At 61.2% G+C, this 20131-nt stretch carries 20 protein-coding genes; 10 read left to right on the top strand and 10 right to left on the bottom strand.

Going from position 1 to position 20131, the window contains the following annotated elements; all coding sequences use genetic code 11:
* Positions 1 to 58: 58 nt before the first annotated feature.
* Both LJY25_RS01130 and LJY25_RS01125 read left to right on the top strand, forming a co-directional pair.
* Positions 59 to 592 carry a hypothetical protein gene (locus tag LJY25_RS01130; protein ID WP_227606378.1) on the top strand — a complete coding sequence of 178 codons (534 nt, stop codon included), beginning with the start codon at positions 59 to 61 and terminating at the stop codon, positions 590 to 592.
* Between the two features lie 88 nt (positions 593 to 680).
* Positions 681 to 1520 carry a GNAT family N-acetyltransferase gene (locus tag LJY25_RS01125; RefSeq protein ID WP_227606377.1) on the top strand — a complete coding sequence of 280 codons (840 nt, stop codon included), beginning with the start codon at positions 681 to 683 and terminating at the stop codon, positions 1518 to 1520.
* An 84-nt stretch (positions 1521 to 1604) separates the two neighbouring features.
* Here LJY25_RS01125 and LJY25_RS01120 read toward each other — a convergent pair whose 3' ends face one another.
* On the bottom strand, positions 1605 to 2531 hold the full coding sequence (locus LJY25_RS01120) for a flavin reductase family protein (protein WP_227606376.1): 927 nt from the start codon (positions 2529 to 2531) through the stop codon (positions 1605 to 1607).
* A 126-nt stretch (positions 2532 to 2657) separates the two neighbouring features.
* Between LJY25_RS01120 and LJY25_RS01115 the strand changes: the two genes are divergently transcribed.
* The 5 genes from LJY25_RS01115 (at position 2658) to acs (ending at position 8615) form a co-directional block, all read left to right on the top strand.
* Positions 2658 to 3197, top strand: coding sequence for an RNA 2'-phosphotransferase (locus LJY25_RS01115; RefSeq protein WP_227606375.1), 540 nt, complete (start codon positions 2658 to 2660; stop codon positions 3195 to 3197).
* Between the two features lie 116 nt (positions 3198 to 3313).
* Positions 3314 to 4216 carry a M28 family peptidase gene (locus LJY25_RS01110; protein WP_227606374.1) on the top strand — a complete coding sequence of 301 codons (903 nt, stop codon included), beginning with the start codon at positions 3314 to 3316 and terminating at the stop codon, positions 4214 to 4216.
* A gap of 359 nt (positions 4217 to 4575) precedes the next feature.
* The gene (locus tag LJY25_RS01105; protein WP_227606373.1) at positions 4576 to 5040 is read left to right on the top strand and encodes an IS1/IS1595 family N-terminal zinc-binding domain-containing protein; all 465 of its coding nucleotides are present in this window, start codon (positions 4576 to 4578) and stop codon (positions 5038 to 5040) included.
* 101 nt (positions 5041 to 5141) lie between these two features.
* Positions 5142 to 6605: an MFS transporter gene (locus LJY25_RS01100; RefSeq protein ID WP_227606372.1), complete on the top strand. Its 1464-nt coding sequence runs from the start codon at positions 5142 to 5144 to the stop codon at positions 6603 to 6605.
* A 99-nt stretch (positions 6606 to 6704) separates the two neighbouring features.
* Positions 6705 to 8615, top strand: coding sequence for an acetate--CoA ligase (gene acs, locus LJY25_RS01095; RefSeq protein ID WP_227606371.1), 1911 nt, complete (start codon positions 6705 to 6707; stop codon positions 8613 to 8615).
* Positions 8616 to 8796: 181 nt separating this feature from the next.
* Here acs and LJY25_RS01090 read toward each other — a convergent pair whose 3' ends face one another.
* From LJY25_RS01090 to fahA, 4 genes are all read right to left on the bottom strand, one after another.
* Positions 8797 to 9534: a hypothetical protein gene (locus LJY25_RS01090; protein ID WP_317206568.1), complete on the bottom strand. Its 738-nt coding sequence runs from the start codon at positions 9532 to 9534 to the stop codon at positions 8797 to 8799.
* Between the two features lie 19 nt (positions 9535 to 9553).
* Positions 9554 to 10693 (bottom strand): zinc-dependent alcohol dehydrogenase, encoded by a 1140-nt coding sequence (locus tag LJY25_RS01085; protein ID WP_227606370.1) that lies wholly within the window; start codon positions 10691 to 10693, stop codon positions 9554 to 9556.
* Positions 10694 to 10993: 300 nt separating this feature from the next.
* On the bottom strand, positions 10994 to 12040 hold the full coding sequence (locus LJY25_RS01080; protein WP_227606889.1) for an acyltransferase family protein: 1047 nt from the start codon (positions 12038 to 12040) through the stop codon (positions 10994 to 10996).
* 252 nt (positions 12041 to 12292) lie between these two features.
* On the bottom strand, positions 12293 to 13576 hold the full coding sequence (gene fahA / locus LJY25_RS01075; RefSeq protein WP_227606369.1) for a fumarylacetoacetase: 1284 nt from the start codon (positions 13574 to 13576) through the stop codon (positions 12293 to 12295).
* A 183-nt stretch (positions 13577 to 13759) separates the two neighbouring features.
* Between fahA and LJY25_RS01070 the strand changes: the two genes are divergently transcribed.
* Together LJY25_RS01070 and LJY25_RS01065 are read left to right on the top strand one after the other, a co-directional pair.
* Positions 13760 to 14158, top strand: coding sequence for a hypothetical protein (locus LJY25_RS01070; protein ID WP_227606368.1), 399 nt, complete (start codon positions 13760 to 13762; stop codon positions 14156 to 14158).
* Between the two features lie 45 nt (positions 14159 to 14203).
* Positions 14204 to 14602, top strand: coding sequence for a hypothetical protein (locus LJY25_RS01065; protein WP_227606367.1), 399 nt, complete (start codon positions 14204 to 14206; stop codon positions 14600 to 14602).
* A gap of 187 nt (positions 14603 to 14789) precedes the next feature.
* On the opposite strand, the gene LJY25_RS01060 is transcribed toward LJY25_RS01065, so the two are convergent.
* The 4 genes from LJY25_RS01060 to LJY25_RS01045 form a co-directional block, all read right to left on the bottom strand.
* Positions 14790 to 15125, bottom strand: coding sequence for a NifU family protein (locus LJY25_RS01060; RefSeq protein ID WP_227606366.1), 336 nt, complete (start codon positions 15123 to 15125; stop codon positions 14790 to 14792).
* A 131-nt stretch (positions 15126 to 15256) separates the two neighbouring features.
* Positions 15257 to 16363, bottom strand: coding sequence for an Mrp/NBP35 family ATP-binding protein (locus tag LJY25_RS01055; RefSeq protein WP_227606365.1), 1107 nt, complete (start codon positions 16361 to 16363; stop codon positions 15257 to 15259).
* Positions 16364 to 17158: 795 nt separating this feature from the next.
* The gene (locus tag LJY25_RS01050; RefSeq protein ID WP_227606364.1) at positions 17159 to 17767 is read right to left on the bottom strand and encodes a TetR/AcrR family transcriptional regulator; all 609 of its coding nucleotides are present in this window, start codon (positions 17765 to 17767) and stop codon (positions 17159 to 17161) included.
* Positions 17768 to 18047: 280 nt separating this feature from the next.
* A complete protein-coding gene (locus LJY25_RS01045) occupies positions 18048 to 18293 on the bottom strand; it encodes a hypothetical protein (protein ID WP_227606363.1) in 246 nt (81 codons plus the stop codon).
* Positions 18294 to 18765: 472 nt separating this feature from the next.
* On the opposite strand from LJY25_RS01045, the gene LJY25_RS01040 reads away from it, so the two are divergent.
* Positions 18766 to 19524: a DUF72 domain-containing protein gene (locus LJY25_RS01040; protein ID WP_227606362.1), complete on the top strand. Its 759-nt coding sequence runs from the start codon at positions 18766 to 18768 to the stop codon at positions 19522 to 19524.
* Here the strand turns inward: LJY25_RS01040 and LJY25_RS01035 are convergent.
* A complete protein-coding gene (locus LJY25_RS01035; protein WP_227606361.1) occupies positions 19449 to 19817 on the bottom strand; it encodes a hypothetical protein in 369 nt (122 codons plus the stop codon). The genes LJY25_RS01040 and LJY25_RS01035 overlap by 76 nt on opposite strands.
* Between the last annotated feature and the right edge of the window lie 314 nt (positions 19818 to 20131).

Here is a 20131-nt window from a genome sequence, read left to right as displayed (position 1 = left end):
TGACGCACACCTTTCACCATCCCGGCCTGCCGTCCGGCGCCGGGCCAAACCTATCCGCATGGACGCTCCAGCATTAACCGTCCCACTGGCAGAGGACTGGTACTTTGATCAGCAGAAGGTCCTCCCAACGGGTAAGTTTATTCTGATCTGTGTTATCACCTGCGGGTTCTACTGCATCTGGTGGCAATACAAAGCCTGGCGCTTTATCCGGCAGCGGCAGCAGCTGCCCATCAGGCCCGCCTTTCGGGCCTTGTTCAGCGTCTTCACCATCTACAGCCTGCTGAAAGAAATCCATCGACTGGCCTCCGGTCCTTCCGGGGCCGTGCCGTTCAGCCCGGCCGTTTTGGCAGCGGGCTTTATTCTTACCTGTCTGGTCAGTATCATTCCCGGTACGCTGGGACTGATTGGGATGCTGGGCCCCGTATGGCTGATACCTGCTCACCGGGCGTTCAACCAGGTTCTTCGCACCACGAACGATGTGCCCGTTGTCTGGCAAAGCACCTTTAGCGGCCAGCAGTGGCTGTTGCTGGTTCCGTTTGGGTTTCTGTGGTTGTTGATTCTGCTGGGAGTATTGGTGATGGGAGTAAGCTAACCGACTGCTTTCGGGCTTGGCACAAAAGCCTGCCTACGCCGCTGGGGCCAATCCCTGCCTTTTTTTGTAAAGACCTACTGTTCACTGAATGTCAAGTTCCGCAGTTCTCACGTCCCGCCCCGTCCTCGACTTCACCTCGGTCCAGGTAACGGAGGCCATGAACCGCTCCTTTGAGGAATACTTCGTGCCGCTGGTGTTCACGCCAGCCACGTTTGAGCGGCGGTTTCGCGGGGAGCACCTCGATGCCGAAGCCAGCCGGCTCTGGTTTCAGGGCGAGGAGCTGGTAGGCCTGGTGCTGATTGCCCGCCGGGGCTGGACAAGCCGGGTCGCCGCCATGGGCCTCGTAATCGAAGCCCGGGGGCAGCGGCTCGGCCAACAGATGCTGCAGGCCGCCCTCGACGAAGCCACCACCCGCGGCGACCATTCAATGCTGCTGGAAGTATTTATTCCGAACGAGCGGGCCCGGCGGCTCTACGAGCGGCTCGGCTTTCGTAACACCCGGGAGCTGTTCACCTTTCGGCGCCTGCCCGCAGCGGTAGAAACGGAAACGCCGCTGCGAGAAGTTGACCCGCTGGCCGTCGCCCGGCTGGTGGCCGCGTACGGCGAGGCTGCTATTCCCTGGATGTTCGCGCCCGAGTCGCTGATGGCGGTTTCGGCGCCGGCCCGGGCCTTTACGCTCGACGACAAAGCCTACGTGATGCTACGCCCCGAAGCCGAGCGGACCCTGGTCCAGACCGTGCTGGTGCGGCCGGAATACCGGCGGCAGGGGTGGGGTCGGCAGCTGCTGCAAGCCGTGGAAGCCGCTTACCCCGGTCCGGCCCTGATCATGCCGATGATAACCCGGGGAGTGGGCTACGATTTTCTGCAGGCCACCGGCTGGGAGCCGCTGGAGCTGGCTTTGTACGAAATGGTCTGCGAGCTGAAGTAGCCAGCTTCGCGTTTCGTCGCGGATGTCCGCACCGTCACAATGACATCGTTCAACGACACGCGAAGCAGGTGCTTCGCTACAGTATTACCGACCGTCTGCCAGCAGCAGAGTTTTCCAGGCTTCCAGCAGCTTGCTTTCCTCGAGCCATTGCTTGCCCAGCAGCGTCAGCTGCCGGCGCTGCTCGGTGGCATCGTCGCGGTACTTGTTGAGGGTGTACGCCACCAGCGGCTCGTTCCGGAAGGCCTCGACGGACTCGGCGTCGGGCAGGGCGGAGGCTTCGATATTGCCCAGGCGCCCCAGGTTGTTGCCAGTCAGCACGTCGGAATGGCGAATGTGCTCGGGCAGCTGGTCGATGCCGATGCCGATGTGGCGGTTGGGCTTCGGGACTTCAAACAAGCTGCTGCCCGAGGCCCGGCAGTACCAGTCGGCGCCGAGGCGGGCCACGGCGTCGAGCTTAAACGGGTCGATGCCGGTGCCGGTTGACGTCAGGATGTCTTCGCGGAAGTGAGCCAGCACCACCCGGCAGATCACCAGGTTGCCGGCGCCGTTGTTTTGCCCCAGCGGAATCACCTGCTCCACCACGCACTCAAACGCGGCCGGCGCCTCGGCCACGCGGGGCGGGCGCACCCGCTCGGAGGGAACTTCCGTCAGCCCCGCTTTTACAAACTCATTTACGCCCCGCTCATACTCGGTACTGGCCAGGGACATCTGCTCCACCAGGGCATAGTCGCAGATGTGAATCACCACCTCGGGCACTTCCCGCACGTTTTCCAGGGTGTGCTTCTGGGAGTTGTCGCGGACCCGGTTGGCCGGTGAGAAAATCAGAATCGGCGGGTTCGAGCCAAAGCAGTTGAAAAAGCTGTACGGGCTCAGGTTCACGCTGCCGTCGGCGCTGATGGTGCTGGCAAACGCCACCGGCCGCGGGGCCACGGCGCCTACCAGAAACGGGTGCAGCTCACTGGGCTTGATTTGGGAAGGGTCGACGGTGCGGAAGGTGGCGGGTGCGGACATGATACGGGCTAAGATTGGGCAGGCAGGCAAAAGTAGCCAGCTTCCGCGGTTGAACGACGTGCCAGGGTGGCCCGGCCGCCGCCGGGCGTGTACATTTAGGGCTCCGACTTCCGACAACCCGTTTTCATGCAGTCAAAACAACTAAGCAAGACCCTGAGCTACGTGCTGCGCCACCGGCCGGAGGAGCTCGGTCTCCAGCTCGACGCGCACGGCTGGGTTTCCGTGGCCGACCTGCTCCGCGCCCTGCAGGCCCGCGACGCCTCGGTAACCCGGGAGCAGCTGCTGGCGGTAGTGGCGACCAACGACAAGCAGCGCTTCGCCCTGTCCGACGATCAAACCCTGATCCGGGCCAGCCAGGGGCATTCCGTAGAAGTGGACCTTGCCCTGCCGGCCCGGACGCCCCCCGAGGTGCTCTACCACGGCACCGCTACCCGGTTTCTGAACTCCATCCGCAACACCGGCCTGCAAAGCGGCTCCCGCCAGCACGTTCACCTGTCGGCCGACGCGGACACGGCCCGCATGGTGGGTAGCCGGCACGGGCAGCCGGTGGTGCTGACGGTCCGGGCCGGCGACCTGCACCGGTCGGGCGCGGTCTTTTTCCAGTCGGCCAACGGGGTGTGGCTGACCGGCTCTGTACCACCGGCGTTTCTGCAGGAGCCCAGCTGATTAGCTGTGGCGCCCCACCTATACCAGCGGCTGGTGCCCGCACGTTTCCCGGACGCCGGAGCCCGGCTTCGGAAACCTGACTCATTCGTATGCTGATTCGTACGCTACTTGCCTTTGTGCTTGCCCTCCAAGCTGCCGCTCCACTACTGGCCCAGCCAGCGGGCCCGGCCGATACGCTGCGCCTGCGCCGCCACCTGCTGGCACTGACTTCCACGCCCGAGCCCCGCAACTACCGCCACCTGGCCAGCCTCAACCAGGCCGCCGACTACATCCGCAACGAGCTCCAGGCGGCCGGGGCCCGGCTGCAGGAGCAGCCTTACGAGGTGCAGGGCAAGACGTACCGCAACGTCATTGCTTCGTTCGGGCCGGAAGCAGGGGAGCGGCTGGTCGTCGGGGCGCACTACGACGTGTGCGGGGAGCAGCCCGGGGCCGACGACAACGGCACCGGCGTGGCGGCCCTGCTCGAGCTGGCCCGCCTGCTGGGCGGGCAAAAGTCGATTCCCTGCCGCATCGACCTGGTGGCCTACACGCTGGAGGAGCCGCCCTTCTTTCGCAGTAAGAGCATGGGCAGCTATGTGCACGCCAAGTCTTTGCATGACGCCGGCGTGAAAGTGAAGGGGATGGTGGCCCTCGAGATGCTGGGCTACTACGATGACCGCAAAGGCACCCAGGACTATCCGCTGGCCCCGCTCAAGCTGATTTACGGGGGGCGGGGCAACTACGTGACGGTGGCCCAGAAATTCGGGAACGGCCGGTTCGGGCGGCAGTTTGCGCGGCAGTACAAGGCGGCAGCCGGGCTGCCCGTCAAGCGGTTCAAGGCCCCCGCCTGGCTGCCCGGTATCGACTTCTCCGACCACCTCAACTACTGGCAGTTCGACTATTCCGCCGTGCTGCTCACCGACACCGCCTTCTACCGCAACAAGCACTACCACGAGCCCACCGATACGCTCGACCGCCTCGACATGCGCCGCCTGGGTTTGAGCGTGGATGCCCTGCTGGCCGTGGTGCTGGCGCGATAAGCCACAGTAAAATCAGACTATCTGTTTATGGGTTGAATAAGCGTTGGTAGTAGAATTATTTCAAGAGGGCAGCCGGCTGCATTAGGCCGGGTAGGTGGCGGGTAGATGGCTTCAAGGTCTAAGCTTCTTCGCAGGTAGCCGGAAGAAGGACAGCTGTAGGCTTTTTGCATTATTGCGAGCCGTTACCTGGACCGCCTTTCCGGGCGGCATAAGGTAGGGGACCCCATCAGCATCAGACGGCCGGCACAGGCAGACACCGGCGCCCAACTGCATACAACGCTGGCTGAAGGGCTGCTAAAGCATCTATAGAAATGCTAACTATCTATAGCTTTTCGGCCTAAGCTGCCGTATAAGGGCACATGACCCAGCCAGCCTGCCCTAAGTGCGAATCCAAGGAAGCCACCAAAAGCGGGGTCGTGGCCGGGCGACAGCGGTTTAAGTGCAGAAACTGCGGCTACCACTTCACCGTGGCCAAGGTAGGCAGGGAAGTCAATACCTTCTATGTGGTCAAGGCTTTGCAGCTGTATCTGGAAGGACTCAGCTACCGGGAGATTGAGCGGCTGCTGGGCGTGAGCCACGTGAGCGTGATGAACTGGGTTAAGAAATATGCCCTGCAGGTGCCGCGCCAGCCCCAGGTAAGCCCCACTGCCCGGCTGCTAAGCCAGCCTGAGCTCCAGGTCTACCTGCTCGACCCGACTCACCTGGCGGGGGCCGGCGTGGTGATTACGGCGGTGGCGGACAAGTTTCTGGTGCTGCGCTGGGAGCTGCTGCAGGAGCCGCCGCTGCTGAAGCGCCGCGCGGGGTCGGCCGGGACGGAGTTGTAGCCGTGGATTTTTTGCGCGTGATTGTAGCCGGAAAGGTTTCCGGACGGCCAGTGGCCCCGGTCTTTCCAACGGACCTTTCTTCCTGCGCTACTCCCGTCTTCATGAGCCAAACCCCGACCCTCGCGCCCGAGGATGCCCCCGTCGCCCACGACAACAACGCCGTTGAAACCAGCAAGATCTGGCAGGTGATAACCGCCTCCTCGGTGGGTACCGTCATCGAGTGGTATGACTTCTACATCTTCGGCTCCCTGGCCGCCATCATCGGGCCGGTGCTGTTCGGCTCGGCGGGCAAGCCCGAGGAAACGTTGCTGGGCATGCTGGCCGTGTTTGGGGCGGGCTTTGTCGTCCGGCCGTTCGGGGCGCTGTTCTTCGGCCGGGTCGGCGACATGATCGGGCGCAAGTACACCTTTCTGCTCACGCTGCTCATCATGGGCGGCTCCACGGTCATCACCGGCCTGATTCCAAGCTACGACACCATTGGGCTGGCCGCCCCGCTGATTGTGCTGGTCTTGCGCCTGCTGCAGGGGCTGGCGCTGGGCGGGGAGTACGGCGGGGCTGCCACCTACGTGGCCGAGCATGCCCCCGACAAGCGCCGGGGCTACTTCACCAGCTTTATCCAGATTACCGCCACCGGCGGCCTGATCCTGAGCATCCTCGTCATCGTGGTCACCCGCAAGCTCACCGGGGAGGCGGCCTTCCGGGAGTGGGGCTGGCGGGTGCCGTTTCTGCTCTCATCCCTGCTCGTGGTGGCGTCCTACTACATCCGGCTGAAGCTGCACGAGTCCCCGCTGTTTGCCAAGGCCAAGGCCGAAGGCAAGACCAGTACCAGCCCACTGCGCGACTCGTTCGTGAACCCCGTCAACCGCCGGCTCGTGCTGATTGCGCTGTTCGGCGTCACGATGGGGCAGGGCGTGATTTTCTACACCAGCCAGTTTCAGGCCTACTCCTTTATGCAGAACACCCTGAAGATGGACCTCGTCGACGCCAGCATCGTGCTGGTGGTGGCCATGCTGCTGGCTACTCCGCTGTTCGTGTACTTCGGCGCCCTGTCGGACCGCATCGGGCGCAAGCGCATCATCATGACCGGGATGCTCTGCGGGGCGCTGTTCACGGTACCGCTGTTCCACGGCATTAAAGCCTTTGCCGGGCCCGTCAGCCAGGTGTCGCCCGCCACGGTAGATGCCGCCGGTCAGGCCGTGCCCGCCGTGCTGAAGGCCCTGAATCCCAACCTGCTCGCCATTACCCTGCTTACCTTTATCCTGGTGCTGTTCGTGACGATGGTGTACGGGCCCATTGCCGCCTACCTCGTGGAGCTGTTTCCGACCAAGGTGCGCTACACCTCCCTGTCGGTGCCCTACCACATCGGCAACGGCGTGTTCGGCGGCTTCGTGCCGCTGGTAGCCACCTGGATTTCGGTGTGGGCCGCCACCCAGCCCGCGGGCAGCTTCTGGCAGGAGCACAGCAGCCTGGCCGGCTTGATTTACCCCGTCGCCATTGCGTTGATCTGCTTTGTCATCGGCATGCTCTACATGAAGGACGTGCGCAACGTGCGCATCATGGACTAGGCCCCGCCACCGGTCTCCGTCTGCAAAACAGCCCTAAAAGCCTGTCTGAGCGACGTGGCTTTTTCGTAAACTTCCGCTCCACCCTCCATTCACCGACCCATGCCGCTTCAGCACCCCCGCATTCATACGTTCGACGACTACCAGGACGCCTGGCGCCGCAGCGCCGAAAACCCCGAGCAGTTCTGGGCCGGAGTAGCCGAGCCTTTCACCTGGCGGCGGAAGTGGACTTCCGTGCTCAAAGCCGATCTGGTAGGCGGCCACAACGAGTGGTTTAGCGGGGCCAAGCTTAACATCACCGAAAACTGCCTGGACCGCCACCTCACCACCCGCGGCAACAAGCTGGCGTTGATCTGGGAGCCTAACGACCCCAAGACCCGGCAGATCCGCTACACCTATCGGGAGCTGCACCAGCAGGTATGCATGTTTGCCAACGTGCTGCTCAACAATGGCGTCGAGAAAGGCGACCGGGTGTGCCTCTACATGCCCATGATTCCGCAGCTGGCCATTGCCGTGCTGGCCTGCGCCCGCATCGGGGCGGTGCACTCGGTGGTGTTTGCCGGCTTTTCGGCCACTGCCATTGCCGACCGGGTCAACGACGCCCAGGCGTCGGTGGTGCTGACCTCCGATGGCCTCAACCGGGGCCCCAAGCAGATTCCGGTAAAGCGGGTAGTGGACGAGGCCCTGGAAAGCTGCCCCTCGGTGCGCCGCGTGATTGTGGTCGAGCATCTGGGCTGGCCGGTGCAGATGCTGGAAGGCCGGGACGTGTGGTACCACGACGAAGCCAGGGACGTCAGCAAAACCTGCCCCGCCGAGGAGATGGACGCGGAAGATATGCTCTTTATCCTCTACACCTCTGGCAGCACCGGCAAGCCCAAGGGCGTGGTGCACACCACCGCCGGCTACATGGTGTGGGCCGACTACACCTTCCGCAACGTGTTTCAGGTCCGGGAAAACGACATCTACTGGTGCACGGCCGATGTGGGCTGGGTGACGGGTCACACCTATCTGCTGTACGGCCCGCTACTGAGCGGGGCCTCCACGCTTATGTTCGAGGGCATCCCGACCTACCCGGATGCGGGCCGCTTCTGGGAGGTCATCGACAAGCACGGCGTGAACGTGTTCTACACCGCGCCCACCGCCATCCGAAGCCTGATGACTACCCCGCTCGACAACGTGCTCAGCTACTCGCTCGACTCGCTGCGGATTCTGGGCTCGGTGGGGGAGCCCATCAACGAGGAAGCCTGGCACTGGTACCACACCCACGTCGGCAAAGGCCGCTGCCCGGTTATCGATACGTGGTGGCAAACTGAAACCGGGGGTATTATGATTTCGGCCCTGGCGGGCGTTTCGCCCATCAAGCCTGCCCACGCCGGGCAGCCCCTGCCGGGCGTGCAGCCCGTGCTGCTTGACCAGGAGGGCCGGGAGCTGGAAGGCAACGACGTGGAAGGCTACCTCGCCATCAAGGCGCCCTGGCCCGGCATGATCCGCACCACCTACGGCGACCATGAGCGGGCCCGGCAAACCTACTTTGGCGTGTATCCCGGCTACTACTTCACCGGTGACGGGGCCCGGCGCGACCACGACGGCCTGTACCGCATCATCGGCCGGGTCGACGACGTCATTAATGTGAGCGGGCACCGGTTCGGGACGGCCGAAATCGAAAACGCCCTCAACGAAAACGACTACGTGGTGGAAAGCGCCGTGGTAGGGTACCCGCACGACGTGAAGGGCCAGGGCATCTATGCCTTTGTGATCTGCAACAAGCCGGTGGCGGAGGGCGAGAAGGCCCGCGTCGAGGCCAGCATCATCGAAACCATCGTCGCCCAGATCGGCAAGATTGCCAAGCCCGACAAGATTCAGATTGTCTCGGGCCTGCCCAAAACCCGCTCGGGCAAGATCATGCGCCGCATTCTGCGCAAGGTAGCCGAAGGCGAAACCTCTAACCTCGGCGACACCACGACCCTGCTCGACCCGGGCGTGGTGGACGAGATTATCCGCGGGCGGAAGTAGAAACGCATAGGTGCTTCTCGTCGTCCGCGCCGCCTGCCAGGTTTTCGTTTGCTCCGCAGTGCCCGGCCGATTTTGTTGAACGACAAGACGTAAGTATGCGTCGCTGCAGGTAATCCATGCCACGAAAAAAAGCCCGTCTGGTAATACCAGACGGGCTTTTGACATTTACACACGGCCCTTCCTAGAATCCCCGGGAGTCGTAGTCGGCGTCCGAGTCCGGGTCTACGCCATAGCCGCGGCTCGCGCCGTAGCCTTCCCGGTCGGCGGTAGAGCCTGACCCGTAGCCGTAACCCTGGTTTCCGCTGTAGCCCTTCTCGGCGCTGTAGTTATGGTCTGCCCCGTAGTTGTAGTCCGATCCGTGGCCGGCACTATGGCGGGACTCGGGGTTGCGGACGTAGCGACGCTTTTTGCCTTTGCCCTTGTCTTTGCCGCCCGAGCTGAGCAGCACCACGGCCCCGGCGGCAACGGCCGTCACGGCCGCCAGCTTCAGGATCAGGCTGGTGCGGTTGTGCTTCCACTCCACGGGGTAGCCCTTCTCGGCGTAGATGTTGGGCACCTTGCCGTGCACGAGGTCGTCGAGGATACCTTCCACCACGTTTACGCGGTCGGCCAGCACCAGGGGCAGCCAGTGGCGGTAGCGGTTTTCGCTGTAATGAAAGGCCGCCCGGCGAATCATGCCGCTGAGCCCGCTGGGCGGTACGGTGGTGCCGTACACGGCCGACACGTTGGGCCGCTCAATCGAGCGCAGCTTCTCGGTATCGTCGTGCTGCAGCGTAGGGCGGTGCTTGTAGTCGGGGTCCTGGGTGATATTCATCCGCTCCCGCATCGGGTAAGTCGGGTCGTTTTTCGGGTCGGCATCCACTCCCCAGCCCGGGATCTGCTTGGGGTCGATGGGCGTATTTATCACGTTGTTTTCCATGGTCGTTCGGCGTTTCGGGTTAGGGAATCATCACCGGCTTGATGCAGTTGTCGAGCTTGGCCGAGAACATGCGGTAGCCGTCGGCCACTTCGGCCAGCGGGATGCGGTGCGTAATGAGCCCTTTGGGGTTGAGCGTACCGTTCTGCACGTGCTGGATCAGGCGGGGCAGCAGGCGCTTTACTGACGCCTGGTTGGCCCGGATGGTAAGGCCCTTGTTCAGCACGTTGCCGATCGGGATGAGGTTGTCGGTCGGACCGTACACGCCCACAATCGACACCACGCCGCCTTTCTTCACCGAGTTGATGGCCCAGTGCACCGCCGTGGCCGAGCCGGCCTGCAGCAGCAGCTTGCGGCCCGTGATGGTCTGCATAGCGTTGCCAGCCGCTTCGGCGCCCACGGCGTCAATCACGCAGTCGGCCCCGATCCAGTCGGTAATCTTTTTGATGAAGACCACCGGGTCGCCGATTTCCTCGAAGTTGTAAGCCTCGCAGTAGGAGTAGTTGCGGGCAAAGTCCAGGCGGTATTCCTCTTTGTCGATGATGATGACGCGGCCGGCGCCGAAAAGCCAGGCGCAGCGGGCGGCCATGATGCCGACCGGACCGGCACCAAACACCACTACGGTATCATTTTGCTGGATACCGGCCATTTCGGCGGCCTGGTAGCCGGTGGGTACTACGTCGGTGAGCAGCACGGCATCATCGAGGTCCATGCCCTCGGGAATGATGGTGGGGCCCACGTTGGAATACGGCACCCGGGCGTACTCGGCCTGACCGCCGTCGTAGCCGCCGGCCGTGTGGGAGTAGCCATAGATGGCGCCCACGGCAGTGGCTTCGGTGTTGGACTCGTGGCAGTTGCCGAACATGCCCTGCCGGCAGAAGTGGCACTCGCCGCAGGAAATGTTGAAGGGCACCAGCACCCGGTCGCCCACCTTGATCTTGGTTACTTCCGAGCCAACTTCCACCACTTCACCCACGAACTCATGGCCAAAGGTGGTGCCCACCCGGGTGTCGGGCACGTTGCCGTTGTAGAGGTGCAGGTCGGAGCCGCAGATGCAGGTACGCAGCACCTTGACGATGGAGTCCTGGGGATGCTTGATTTCCGGCATTGGTTTCTGCACGGCACGGACCCGCTTCGGGCCCCGGTAATCCATTGCTAGCATAGGAATCTTGGTTTTTGGTTGGACAGGTGCCCTAACCCGATACCAGGCACCTGCATCAGAAAGCTCAGCGGATCGGAATCAAGTCTTACTGACCCCTATTCCGAAGGTTGCCGACTGGCTGTTTATCCCAAGGTAAATAAGTGTTTATTCGGATTTGAACTAAGTATTTATGCGGATACGGCTCCGTCCCGGCCCTGCCGGCTGTCAGCGGAGCAGGCAGCCGAACTTTTTGCTCCGAGCTGCCCTAAATCGTGGGTTTCACTGGCGGCAGGCCAGCGCCGGCGCCTAGGTTCCGGCGGGTCAGGTGCCCCTGGGTCGGAATACGCAGTTGGCCAGTTTTACAAACGGCCGCTCCACGAGCCGGTAAAACAGATAAGCCACTCCCAGGGCGCTGCCCAGGCAGATAGCCAGCAGCACGAGCGGGTGGCCCAGGGGCGTACCGCCGAGCAGGCGCACAAGTACCACTTCCAGCGTGGTGCCGACTAGGATGTGGGTCAGGTAGAGGGAGTAGGAGATGCGCCCGAGCCACAGCGCCGCCGGGTGGCGAATGGTCAGCAACAGCAAAGCCAGGGCCGTGCCCAGCCCGAACACGACAGTCTGCCCGTCGTGCTGCACGTAATTGAGGCCGGTAAGCACGACCAAGGCCAGCGCCAGCTCCCGGGAGCCAAGTTTTTCTTCGTAGTACATGAACACGGCCAGCCCGAGCAGAAACACCGAGCTTTCGCGGAAGAAGCCCACTGGCTGCAGCCAGGGCAGGTAGTAGCCCAGGTTGAGCAGCACCCCGCCCACCAGGAACGTGTACTTATTGCGCGTCAGCGGCCGGAACAGCAGTCCGATCAGCAGGTAAAACTGAAACTCCACGGCCAGGGTCCAATAGATGTTGTTCAGCCACTTGTAACCGGTGAAGGGAATGGTGTAGGTGAAGTTGTGCAGCACCCGGGCCCAGCTCAGCGTGGCCGTGTAGTGGTTGGGAGAGTGCAGCCACCGGTCGGCCGCGTAAAGCTGCCCCAGCGTAAAAAGCAGAATCACGTACGACGGCGGAGCCAGGCGTAGCAGGCGCTTTCCGAAAAACGAGCCAAACGAGCGGGCCGAGTAGCTGCGCCGGGCCAGGGAATAGGGAATGATAAAGCCCGACAGCACGAAGAATACCATCACCCCATAGTAGCCCCACACAAAGGTGTCGAGCAGGCCCGGAAACTGAATCCGGGGCAGCGTGCCGTTGGTGTAGTGAAACACGCACACACTCAGCGCCGCAAATCCCCGCAGCGCGTCGACAGTCGGTAAATGTGATTTAGCTGATAGCTGCTGGCTATTAGCTGTTGGCGGCGGTTGGCCTTCTTTGATCATTGTCATCCTAATCGGCGCGAAGCAAAGCGAAGGGCCAGCTTCTGATCTAGCAGCAAGCCTTTTTTATCGTCATCCTGAGTAGAGTGAAGGACCTTATCACGGTAGCACGAGTCGTTGTTACGAGTATCGTTCAGCCGCTTGCATTCCTCGGTGCTAGGGTCCTTTGGCTTCGCCTCAGGACGACGACCTATCTAGTTGCGCGAAATGGAAGACAGAACGACAAAAAAGCCAACAGTCAACCGCCACCAGCCATTAGCTATTCAACGCCGGGAACACGGTGCCGCGCACCTCGCCGAAGCCGATGCGGACGCCGTTGCGCTCGGCGTGGCCGCGCATTGTCACGGTGTCGCCGTCCTGGATGAACTTACGCTCCGAGCCGTCGGAGAGGGGCAGGGGGCGGGTGCCGCGCCAGGCCAGCTCCAGCATCGAGCCCAGGGAGTCGGGGGTGCTGCCGCTGATGGTACCGGAAGCATACACGTCGCCGACCTGCAGGTTGCAGCCGTTGCTGGTCTGGTGGGTTAGCTGCTGGGCCATGCTCCAGTACATGAACTTGAAGTTGGAGTGGCTCACGATGGTTTCGGGGCCACCGGCGGGCTGGATGCCTACTTCCAGGCTGATGTCGAAGTTGTGCTGGTCGAGCTGGCGCAGGTAGAGCAGCGGCTCGGGCTCCTGCGCCGGCCCGGCTACCCGGAACGGCTCCAGCGCGTCGAGCGTGACAACCCAGGGTGAGATGCTGCTGCCGAAGCTCTTGCCCAGGAAGGGCCCCAGCGGCACGTACTCCCAGCTTTGGATGTCGCGGGCGCTCCAGTCATTGAACAAGACCAGCCCGAAGATGTGGTCCTCGGCCTGCTGAATCGGCACGGGGTGGCCCAACTCGGTGCTGCGCCCGCCGATAAAGGCCACTTCCAGCTCGAAGTCCAGCTGCTGGCTCGGGCCAAAGGTCGGCGCCGCGGCGTCGGGGGCCTTGCGCTGCCCGTTGGGCCGGCGGATGTCGGTGCCCGATACCACGATGGAGCTGGCCCGGCCGTGGTAGCCGATGGGAATGTGGCGCCAGTTAGGCAGTAGGGCATTGGCCGGGTCGCGGAACATGATGCCCACGTTGGTGGCGTGCTCGATGCTGGAGTAGAAGTCGGTGTAGTTGCCTGGCTTCACGGGCCGCAGCATCGTCACCTCCGACTGCCGCAGCAGGCAGGCGTGCATGGCTTCCTCATGGTCGCGCAGGGCGGGGTTGTCGTGGCGCAGCAGTTCCGATACACGCTGGCGCACGGCCCGCCACGTGGGGCGGCCCAGGGCAATAAAGCCATTGAGGCTGCGCCGGCGGAACACCTTGGGCTGGGTCGGAATGTCGAGGTCCTCGAAAAAGCCGTGCTGGCTGACCGCGTACAAATCGAGCACGTACTCGCCGATGGCCACGCCCAGGCGGGCGCCCCGCTCCGGCGTCTCGAACACGCCAAAGGGCAGGTTCTGAATCGGAAAGTCGCTGGTGGGAGCAATGTCAATCCAGGAGTGCAGGGCGGGGTTGTTGGCGGCGAGCATAGGGAAAGAAGTAGGGGAGTGGTGGCGGGCAAAGGTAACGTCGCCGGCCAAATGGTGGGCATTGCGGCAGTTAGAGCCAACTCGGTCGGGACAGGCTTCCTAAACCGCTATCTTGTCCGGGTACGCCAGCTAATGCGGCTGGTGGGAGAGGAGCAGCAATTCAGAGGTAGGCATCATAAATCCATGCTCAGAGAACAGATTAAGCGGAAGTTCGACCAAGTTAATGCTGCAATAGAGAAGCTGGAGAAGGAACAGGAGCAGGTTTCAAAAGCCCGGCGGGCGTATTACCTGGCTGAAGTCAACCGAAACGCCTTTTTCCTAACCAGGTGGATTTTGAAGCTGAAAGCTCCGAAAGTGGTAAAGCCATGGTGGCAGCACTACTGGCCGAAAACCGAGCTGCTGGCGCTTCTGGAAGTAGAAAATGCTACTGTAGCTGACTTAGCCGCTCATTTCAATGTGTATGCGCTTAACGCGGCCATCCGAGTCACCCAACTTCAGGGAAATGAAGAACTGGTTAGGCAAGTCAATGAAATGGCGGTGCTTTGTAAGCAGTTAAATGCTAGCCGGCCCGAACTCGGTTAGAGTATTCTTATTACAGTCGTTACCAGTCCTGATACAAAGAAACTTATGTGCAAACTCACTCTTTTTGCTATTTTATTCATGCTCAGCTTGTCCCATGCTTGGGGGCAAAGTGTGAAGCAACGGGTCAGGCTTCAGAGCTGCCAGAAAGAGTGGCAATACAAGGCATTGGGCAGGCCATTTAAAGGCACCATTATGTTTTCGGAGCCGGCTGAATTCTTATGCGGCCTGCTTCCCGCTTATTCAGTTGCACTAATTAAATCTGTTAATGGCGACACAATACGCGTGCTGGCGTTATGTGATTTTGCAGTTTACCGGAAAGGAACGATAGTCACCATCATTCCGCAGGAAGTTCCTGCGGATGGAATTAATAGCCCGGTGCCAATCGACTGGCTGAGCTGCAGGTTAAAAGCTACTTACTTCGGGAGCATTCAAAAGATTAAGTAAGCTGCCTCTCTCGCCCGGTCCGCCCGGTTTGAAGATCACTATTCCGGAAACCCCCGTTTCTGAGAGCCTGGGTTCCTGCCCTTTCAGCCAGAATTGCTCTGACGGCAACAGGTCGGACCGGGCGGACGCTCACGCACAAAAAAAAGCCAGCCCTGGTTGGGAGCTGGCTTCAGTAAGTTCAGGTCAGTTATTCCGCCGGCGTCCGGACCGGGGTAGGAGGCTGGGGGTGGCCGGGCTGACCGGCGGGCTGCAGCTCCATTGACGTGCCGTTGGTGGCTTCCACACCCCGGATTTCCGGCACGGCCTTGCGCACCGACTCTTCCACGCCGGCTTTCAGCGTCATCGGCGACATCGGGCAGGTGCCGCAGGCGCCCATCAGCTCGAGCTGCAGTACCATGTCGTCGGTGATGCCCAGCACGCGCACGTTGCCGCCGTCGGCAATCAGGTAGGGCCGGATAGTGTCCAGCGCCTGCTCGATGCGCGGAAACAACGGATGCTCTTCGATAGCGGCAACAGGTATCATAGTCGGGTTAACAGGCAATGGTCTGGCGAAGTTCGGGAATAGTTGTCAGTTGTTAGTTGTCCGTTGTCCGTTGTCAGTTGTTAGTATCGTTCTGACAACTGACAACCGACAACTAACAACTAAAAATCAGCCTACCGCTTCATTTCCACCACCTGAGTGCGGGGGGCGACGGCGTTGCGGATGGAAATCTGGCGGGCCAGCTCCTCGCCCAGCTGCTCGAACAGGGCTGCGGCGGCGGTGCCTTCCTGCAGGATGGCGGGCGTGCCCTCGTCGCCGTTTTCGCGGATGCTCTGCACCAGCGGAATCTGGCCCAGCAGCGGCACCTGGTGCTTGTCGGCCAGCAGCTGGCCCCCGCCCTGGCCGAAGATAAAGTACTTGTTGTCGGGCAGCTCGGCGGGCGTAAACCAGGCCATGTTCTCCACGATGCCCAGCACCGGCACGTTGATCTGGGGCTGGCGGAACATCTGCAAACCCTTCTGCGCGTCGGCCAGCGCCACTTTCTGGGGCGTGGTCACGATGAGGGCGCCCGTTACGGGCACCGTCTGCACCAGGGTGAGGTGAATGTCGGAGGTGCCGGGCGGCAAATCGAGCAGCAGGTAGTCCAGCTCGCCCCAGTCCACCTCGGTGATAAACTGCTTCAGGGCCGACGAGGCCATCGGGCCCCGCCACACAATAGCATTTTCGCCGGGGGCCAGGAAGCCGATGCTCATCAGCTTGATGCCGTACTTCTCGACCGGCTGAATCAGGTTGCGGCCGTCGGTGTGCTGGAACACGTGGGGGCGGGCATCCTCCACGCCAAACATCGTCGGCATCGACGGGCCGGAGATGTCGGCATCCACCAAGCCTACTTTTGCGCCGCTGCGGGCCAGGGCCAGCGCCAGGTTGGCCGACACGGTGCTTTTGCCCACGCCGCCCTTGCCCGAGGCAATGGCAATGATGTTCTTGACTCCGTTGAGCACGGCCGAGTTGGCAGCCCGGGCCGTGGTCACCCGCGAGGTCATCACGATTACCACCTTGGCGTCGGCATCCACCATCGTGTGAATGGCCCGCTCGCAGGCATCGTGAATCATCTGCTTGAGCGGGCAGGCGGGCGTGGTCAGCACCACGGTGAAGGAGATGGTCTGGCCCTCAATTACTACGTCCTCAATCATGTTGAGCGTGACGAGGTCCTTACCCAGGTCGGGCTCCTGCACGTAGCTCAGGGCCTTGAGGACGTCTTCTTTGGTTATCGTTGCCATATCAGCAGGTCGGGGAAGTTCAGATTTGGGCTGCAAAGATAACCCGGAAACCGGCGGAAAGTACCGGTACGCTGCAACCCTTCGCGTCCTTCGCCTACCGGTATTGGCTACCTAAAAGAGAGAGTTCACGAAACGCATCCCGGACTAGGTTAATTGAACTTTGATTTCGTGAACCAGTTTTTTGAACTCAGACTGGACAGTAGAAGGCTTTACACAATTCTGTAAAAGCCTTTGGGCATCAGTTCAATTAAACGAGGTAGTGAAGTTGCCCGACGCGTCGAAGCAGGTTATTCGGTCTGGCAACTGGCTAGCAGGCCGATGTACTCGCCAGTAGGTGCAGGCAAAGCATTCACGGCAAATTGGATTTGGAGGGATTGGGTTGAGCAGTCCGGGACTTCCGCTGGTCGCGGTATACGACGTAAGTGATAAGTAAAAGCGAGACGTAAGGCAGCGCGAACCCAATGCCAAACCAGCGCCAAAAGGAGCGTCCGTTTCCGTGAGCCATATAGCCCGTAATCATGGGCATGAACAGTATCGGGGTCAGCAGGACTATGACAAATTCCATAGGTTGAAGAGTGATTATTGCACCCCTGCTGGGGTGGCTTGGGTCAAGAAACAATCGAATTTGGCCTGCAGCACGCAGTACAGCTGCTCGTTGAGCCTAGCCAGCGTCTGGGGAAGCGCGGCGGGCTGCCCCAGCGTAGCATGCCCACCTATCCAAAGCAGGAAGGCAGCCCATTTTCTTTTCTTATCCATGCGATTTAACTACCTGGTTAATAGACGAGCAAAAAAATATCAGGCCCGAATGGCCCGGATGACAAATTCGGCCACTTCGGTTCGCCGGTGTTCCATCTCACGTTTGAAGTCCTCGTCGCTTAGCCCCAACCCTACCTGAATAATAGGCTTGCCCAGGAAAGGAAAGATAACCAGTGACATGACGTTCATGAACAGTTGCGCGGGGTTGATGGGGTGAATACGACCCTGCGCCACGGCTTCTTCCACCTGCCGGCGAAACTTGTCGAGGTGGGTGCGCTCCTTCTCCACCACGGTCCGGAAGAAAAACTGCGGGTTGCGGTTCACTTCGTTTATGATGAATAGTGGCAGGAAGCTGTTGCGGCTTACGAAGGTGAGGTAGGTGTCTACCACGAGCCGGATTTTGTCAAACAACTCCATGTCGGTGTCCAGCACAGCCATCACGCGCGGCAGTATCACACCGATGGCCCGCTCAATAATTAGCGCCGAGAGCTTCTCCTTGCTGCGGAAGTAATAGTGCAGCAGGGCTTTGTTGATGCCGGCGCGATCGGCAATTTCCTGCATGCGCGCCCCGGCCAGGCCCTTTTCCAGAAACACTGCTTGCGCCGCTTCCAAAATCAGTTCTTCAGTAGAGCGTTTCTGCAGGTTCATTCTATAGAAAGTTTAACTACTTGGTTAAATTTAGGCAAAGGTGCAGTAAAGTTTACTACGACCAGCTATTACGCCAAAGTTTCCTAACACCCACACAAGGATTTAGGGCAATGTGAACTTGAAGTAAGTGCCAGGAGAGCAGTGCTGGAGTATACTCCGTGCCACGTCGACGGGGTTACCGGCAAAGGAGGCAGATGATACATCCAGCCTGTGCCGCATCAAGAGCTGAATCATCTTGAAGCCTAACCGATACGCTTTCGAGGGAGGTAATCCCCGCGGCTTACCCGGCCTCGCCGGACCTGGAAACGGTGGGCTCCGGGGCTTTGCGGGACCGGGCTGAAGCCAGCAGCCGGCAGGCGTCGCGGTGCAACGCCGTGGCCGCGCGGGTCACCAGCTCGTTCAGTTCCACGCCTGGCAGGGCCCCACCCAGCGCCACGATGCCCGCGAGGCAGACCAGGGCGAGCCCCGCCGTGAGCAGCGCGGCCGCCCGGAACAACAGATGGGCGTAGAACTGGAGCAGGGGCATATGGCGGGGCGGCAAAAGCAGAAAGGGGAGTCCTTCCGGCGGGCTAAGATAGGGAAGAAAAATAGGCCAGCACCCGGGCCCGGGTGGCCGTGTCCACCTGGTTAGTCAGCCGCGCAGAACCTGCGTTCACGAAAACGGTCCGAACAGCAAAACGAGGGTTTCCATTGTACCTGGGCAACACGTGAATGATGAAGTACTCGAGGCTGCCCACCGTTCAGCAAAACCCACAATGATACAGAGCGTGCCTAGGGGGCGCTGGTCGGGCAGGCGCAGCAGGGACCCGGCGTAGAAGCGCAGTTCGTTGCCTTCGGCGGCGGACAGGGCCTCCGAGCGGCATCGCCCTGCCTGGCCTGCAAAGAGAGCTGCTATGACAAGCAGATGATACTTTGGGAGCCGGGGAAGATGCGCATAGGGTAAAACGCCGAGGCAGCGTGGCACGTTATACCACGAAACTCCCGTATAACTCCTTCCCATGCCTGCCCTCCTTGGCACCCTGCGCACTGGCACCAGCGGCATCGTAGTGCCCGGCCCTAAGGCCACCTTTCCGGAGGCCTACCAGGCCACGAGCCGCCTCACCTACTATGCCACCCTGTTTAACTCGGTTGAGATTAACAGCACCTTTTACCGCATACCCCAGCCCAAAACGTTTGCTGCCTGGGCCGCTGAAACCGGCCCTGCGTTTGACTTTACCATCAAGCTTTGGCGCGATATTACGCACACCAACGCTCTTGCCGAAGACCTCTCCGGCATTGTCCGCTTTCTAGATGCAGCACGTGAGTTGGGCCCCAAAAAGGCATGCCTGCTCATTCAGTTCCCGCCCAGCAACACCATTCGTCAGCTAAACGCGGTCAGTGCCTTATTGAATGCGCTTGCCGCTGCAGACCCCGCCCACGAGTGGCGCAAAGCGGTTGAGTTTCGCCACGCAAGCTGGTATGCAGATGATACGTTTGACATGCTTGACCACCACGGCGCCAGCCTCGTGCTGCACGACAAGGGTCCCGCCCGAAACGCCCAGCTCAACGAGGGGGCAGACTTCGTTTATATGCGCTTCCACGGCCCGAAGGGAAACTACCGGGAGTCCTACGAGCGCGACTTTCTGCACGACCAGGCCGAGCAGATACACGACTACCTCCAGGATGGAAAAGACGTGTATGCCTACTTCAACAATACTATGGGCGCCGCTTTTGAAAATGCCCAGGACCTGTACCGGCTGGTAGCTGAGCGGGCATGAGCCGTACTACTCGCGTCCGGGGGCAGGGTGGCGCTGGTTTCCAGGGCCCGGCCGTGGTAGACTACAGCGCGGGCTTTCTCAATGGCCGTGGCGCAGAGGGCCTCCACGCGGGACTGCCGGTCGTGGCCGGGCATGCCGTGGTTGACGGGGTAAAGCACCTTTTCCTCTTCGACCACGCTGATGAGGGAGATGAGCAGGCTGAAAACTTGGGCCGTGAAGGCCACGAACTCGTCAACCACGGGCTCGACCAGGGTGGGCAGCACGTCATGGGTGCGCAGGCTGCGCAACCGCACGGCCTCGTCGTCGGGCAGCGGAGAAGCAGGAGTAACGTGTTTTGATTGGTTTCACGCAAACGCTTGTTTAAGTGACCAGCGTCACTGCCTTATTGCAGCCGTGACCTCATGCAACCCAAACCCGACAAGCAGCAGCGCCCTAAGCCGGCCAAGCCTAAACACTAGCGGTTTCGCTGTCGCCGGGGTCAGCAGATGGCTTCGCGTGTTGTTTGCACCGCCGCGGTGAGGTCGTACCACGGCACCAAGCTGCCTACGGCGTTCCGGTTTCGTTCCGCGAAAAGTCGATTAGCGGCACGGCAGTTCGTTGTACCTTC

Source organism: Hymenobacter translucens, assembly GCF_020685205.1.
Taxonomy (GTDB): domain Bacteria; phylum Bacteroidota; class Bacteroidia; order Cytophagales; family Hymenobacteraceae; genus Hymenobacter; species Hymenobacter translucens.
Note: the sequence above shows the minus strand (reverse complement) of the source record. Positions and strands in the feature narration are given on the sequence as shown.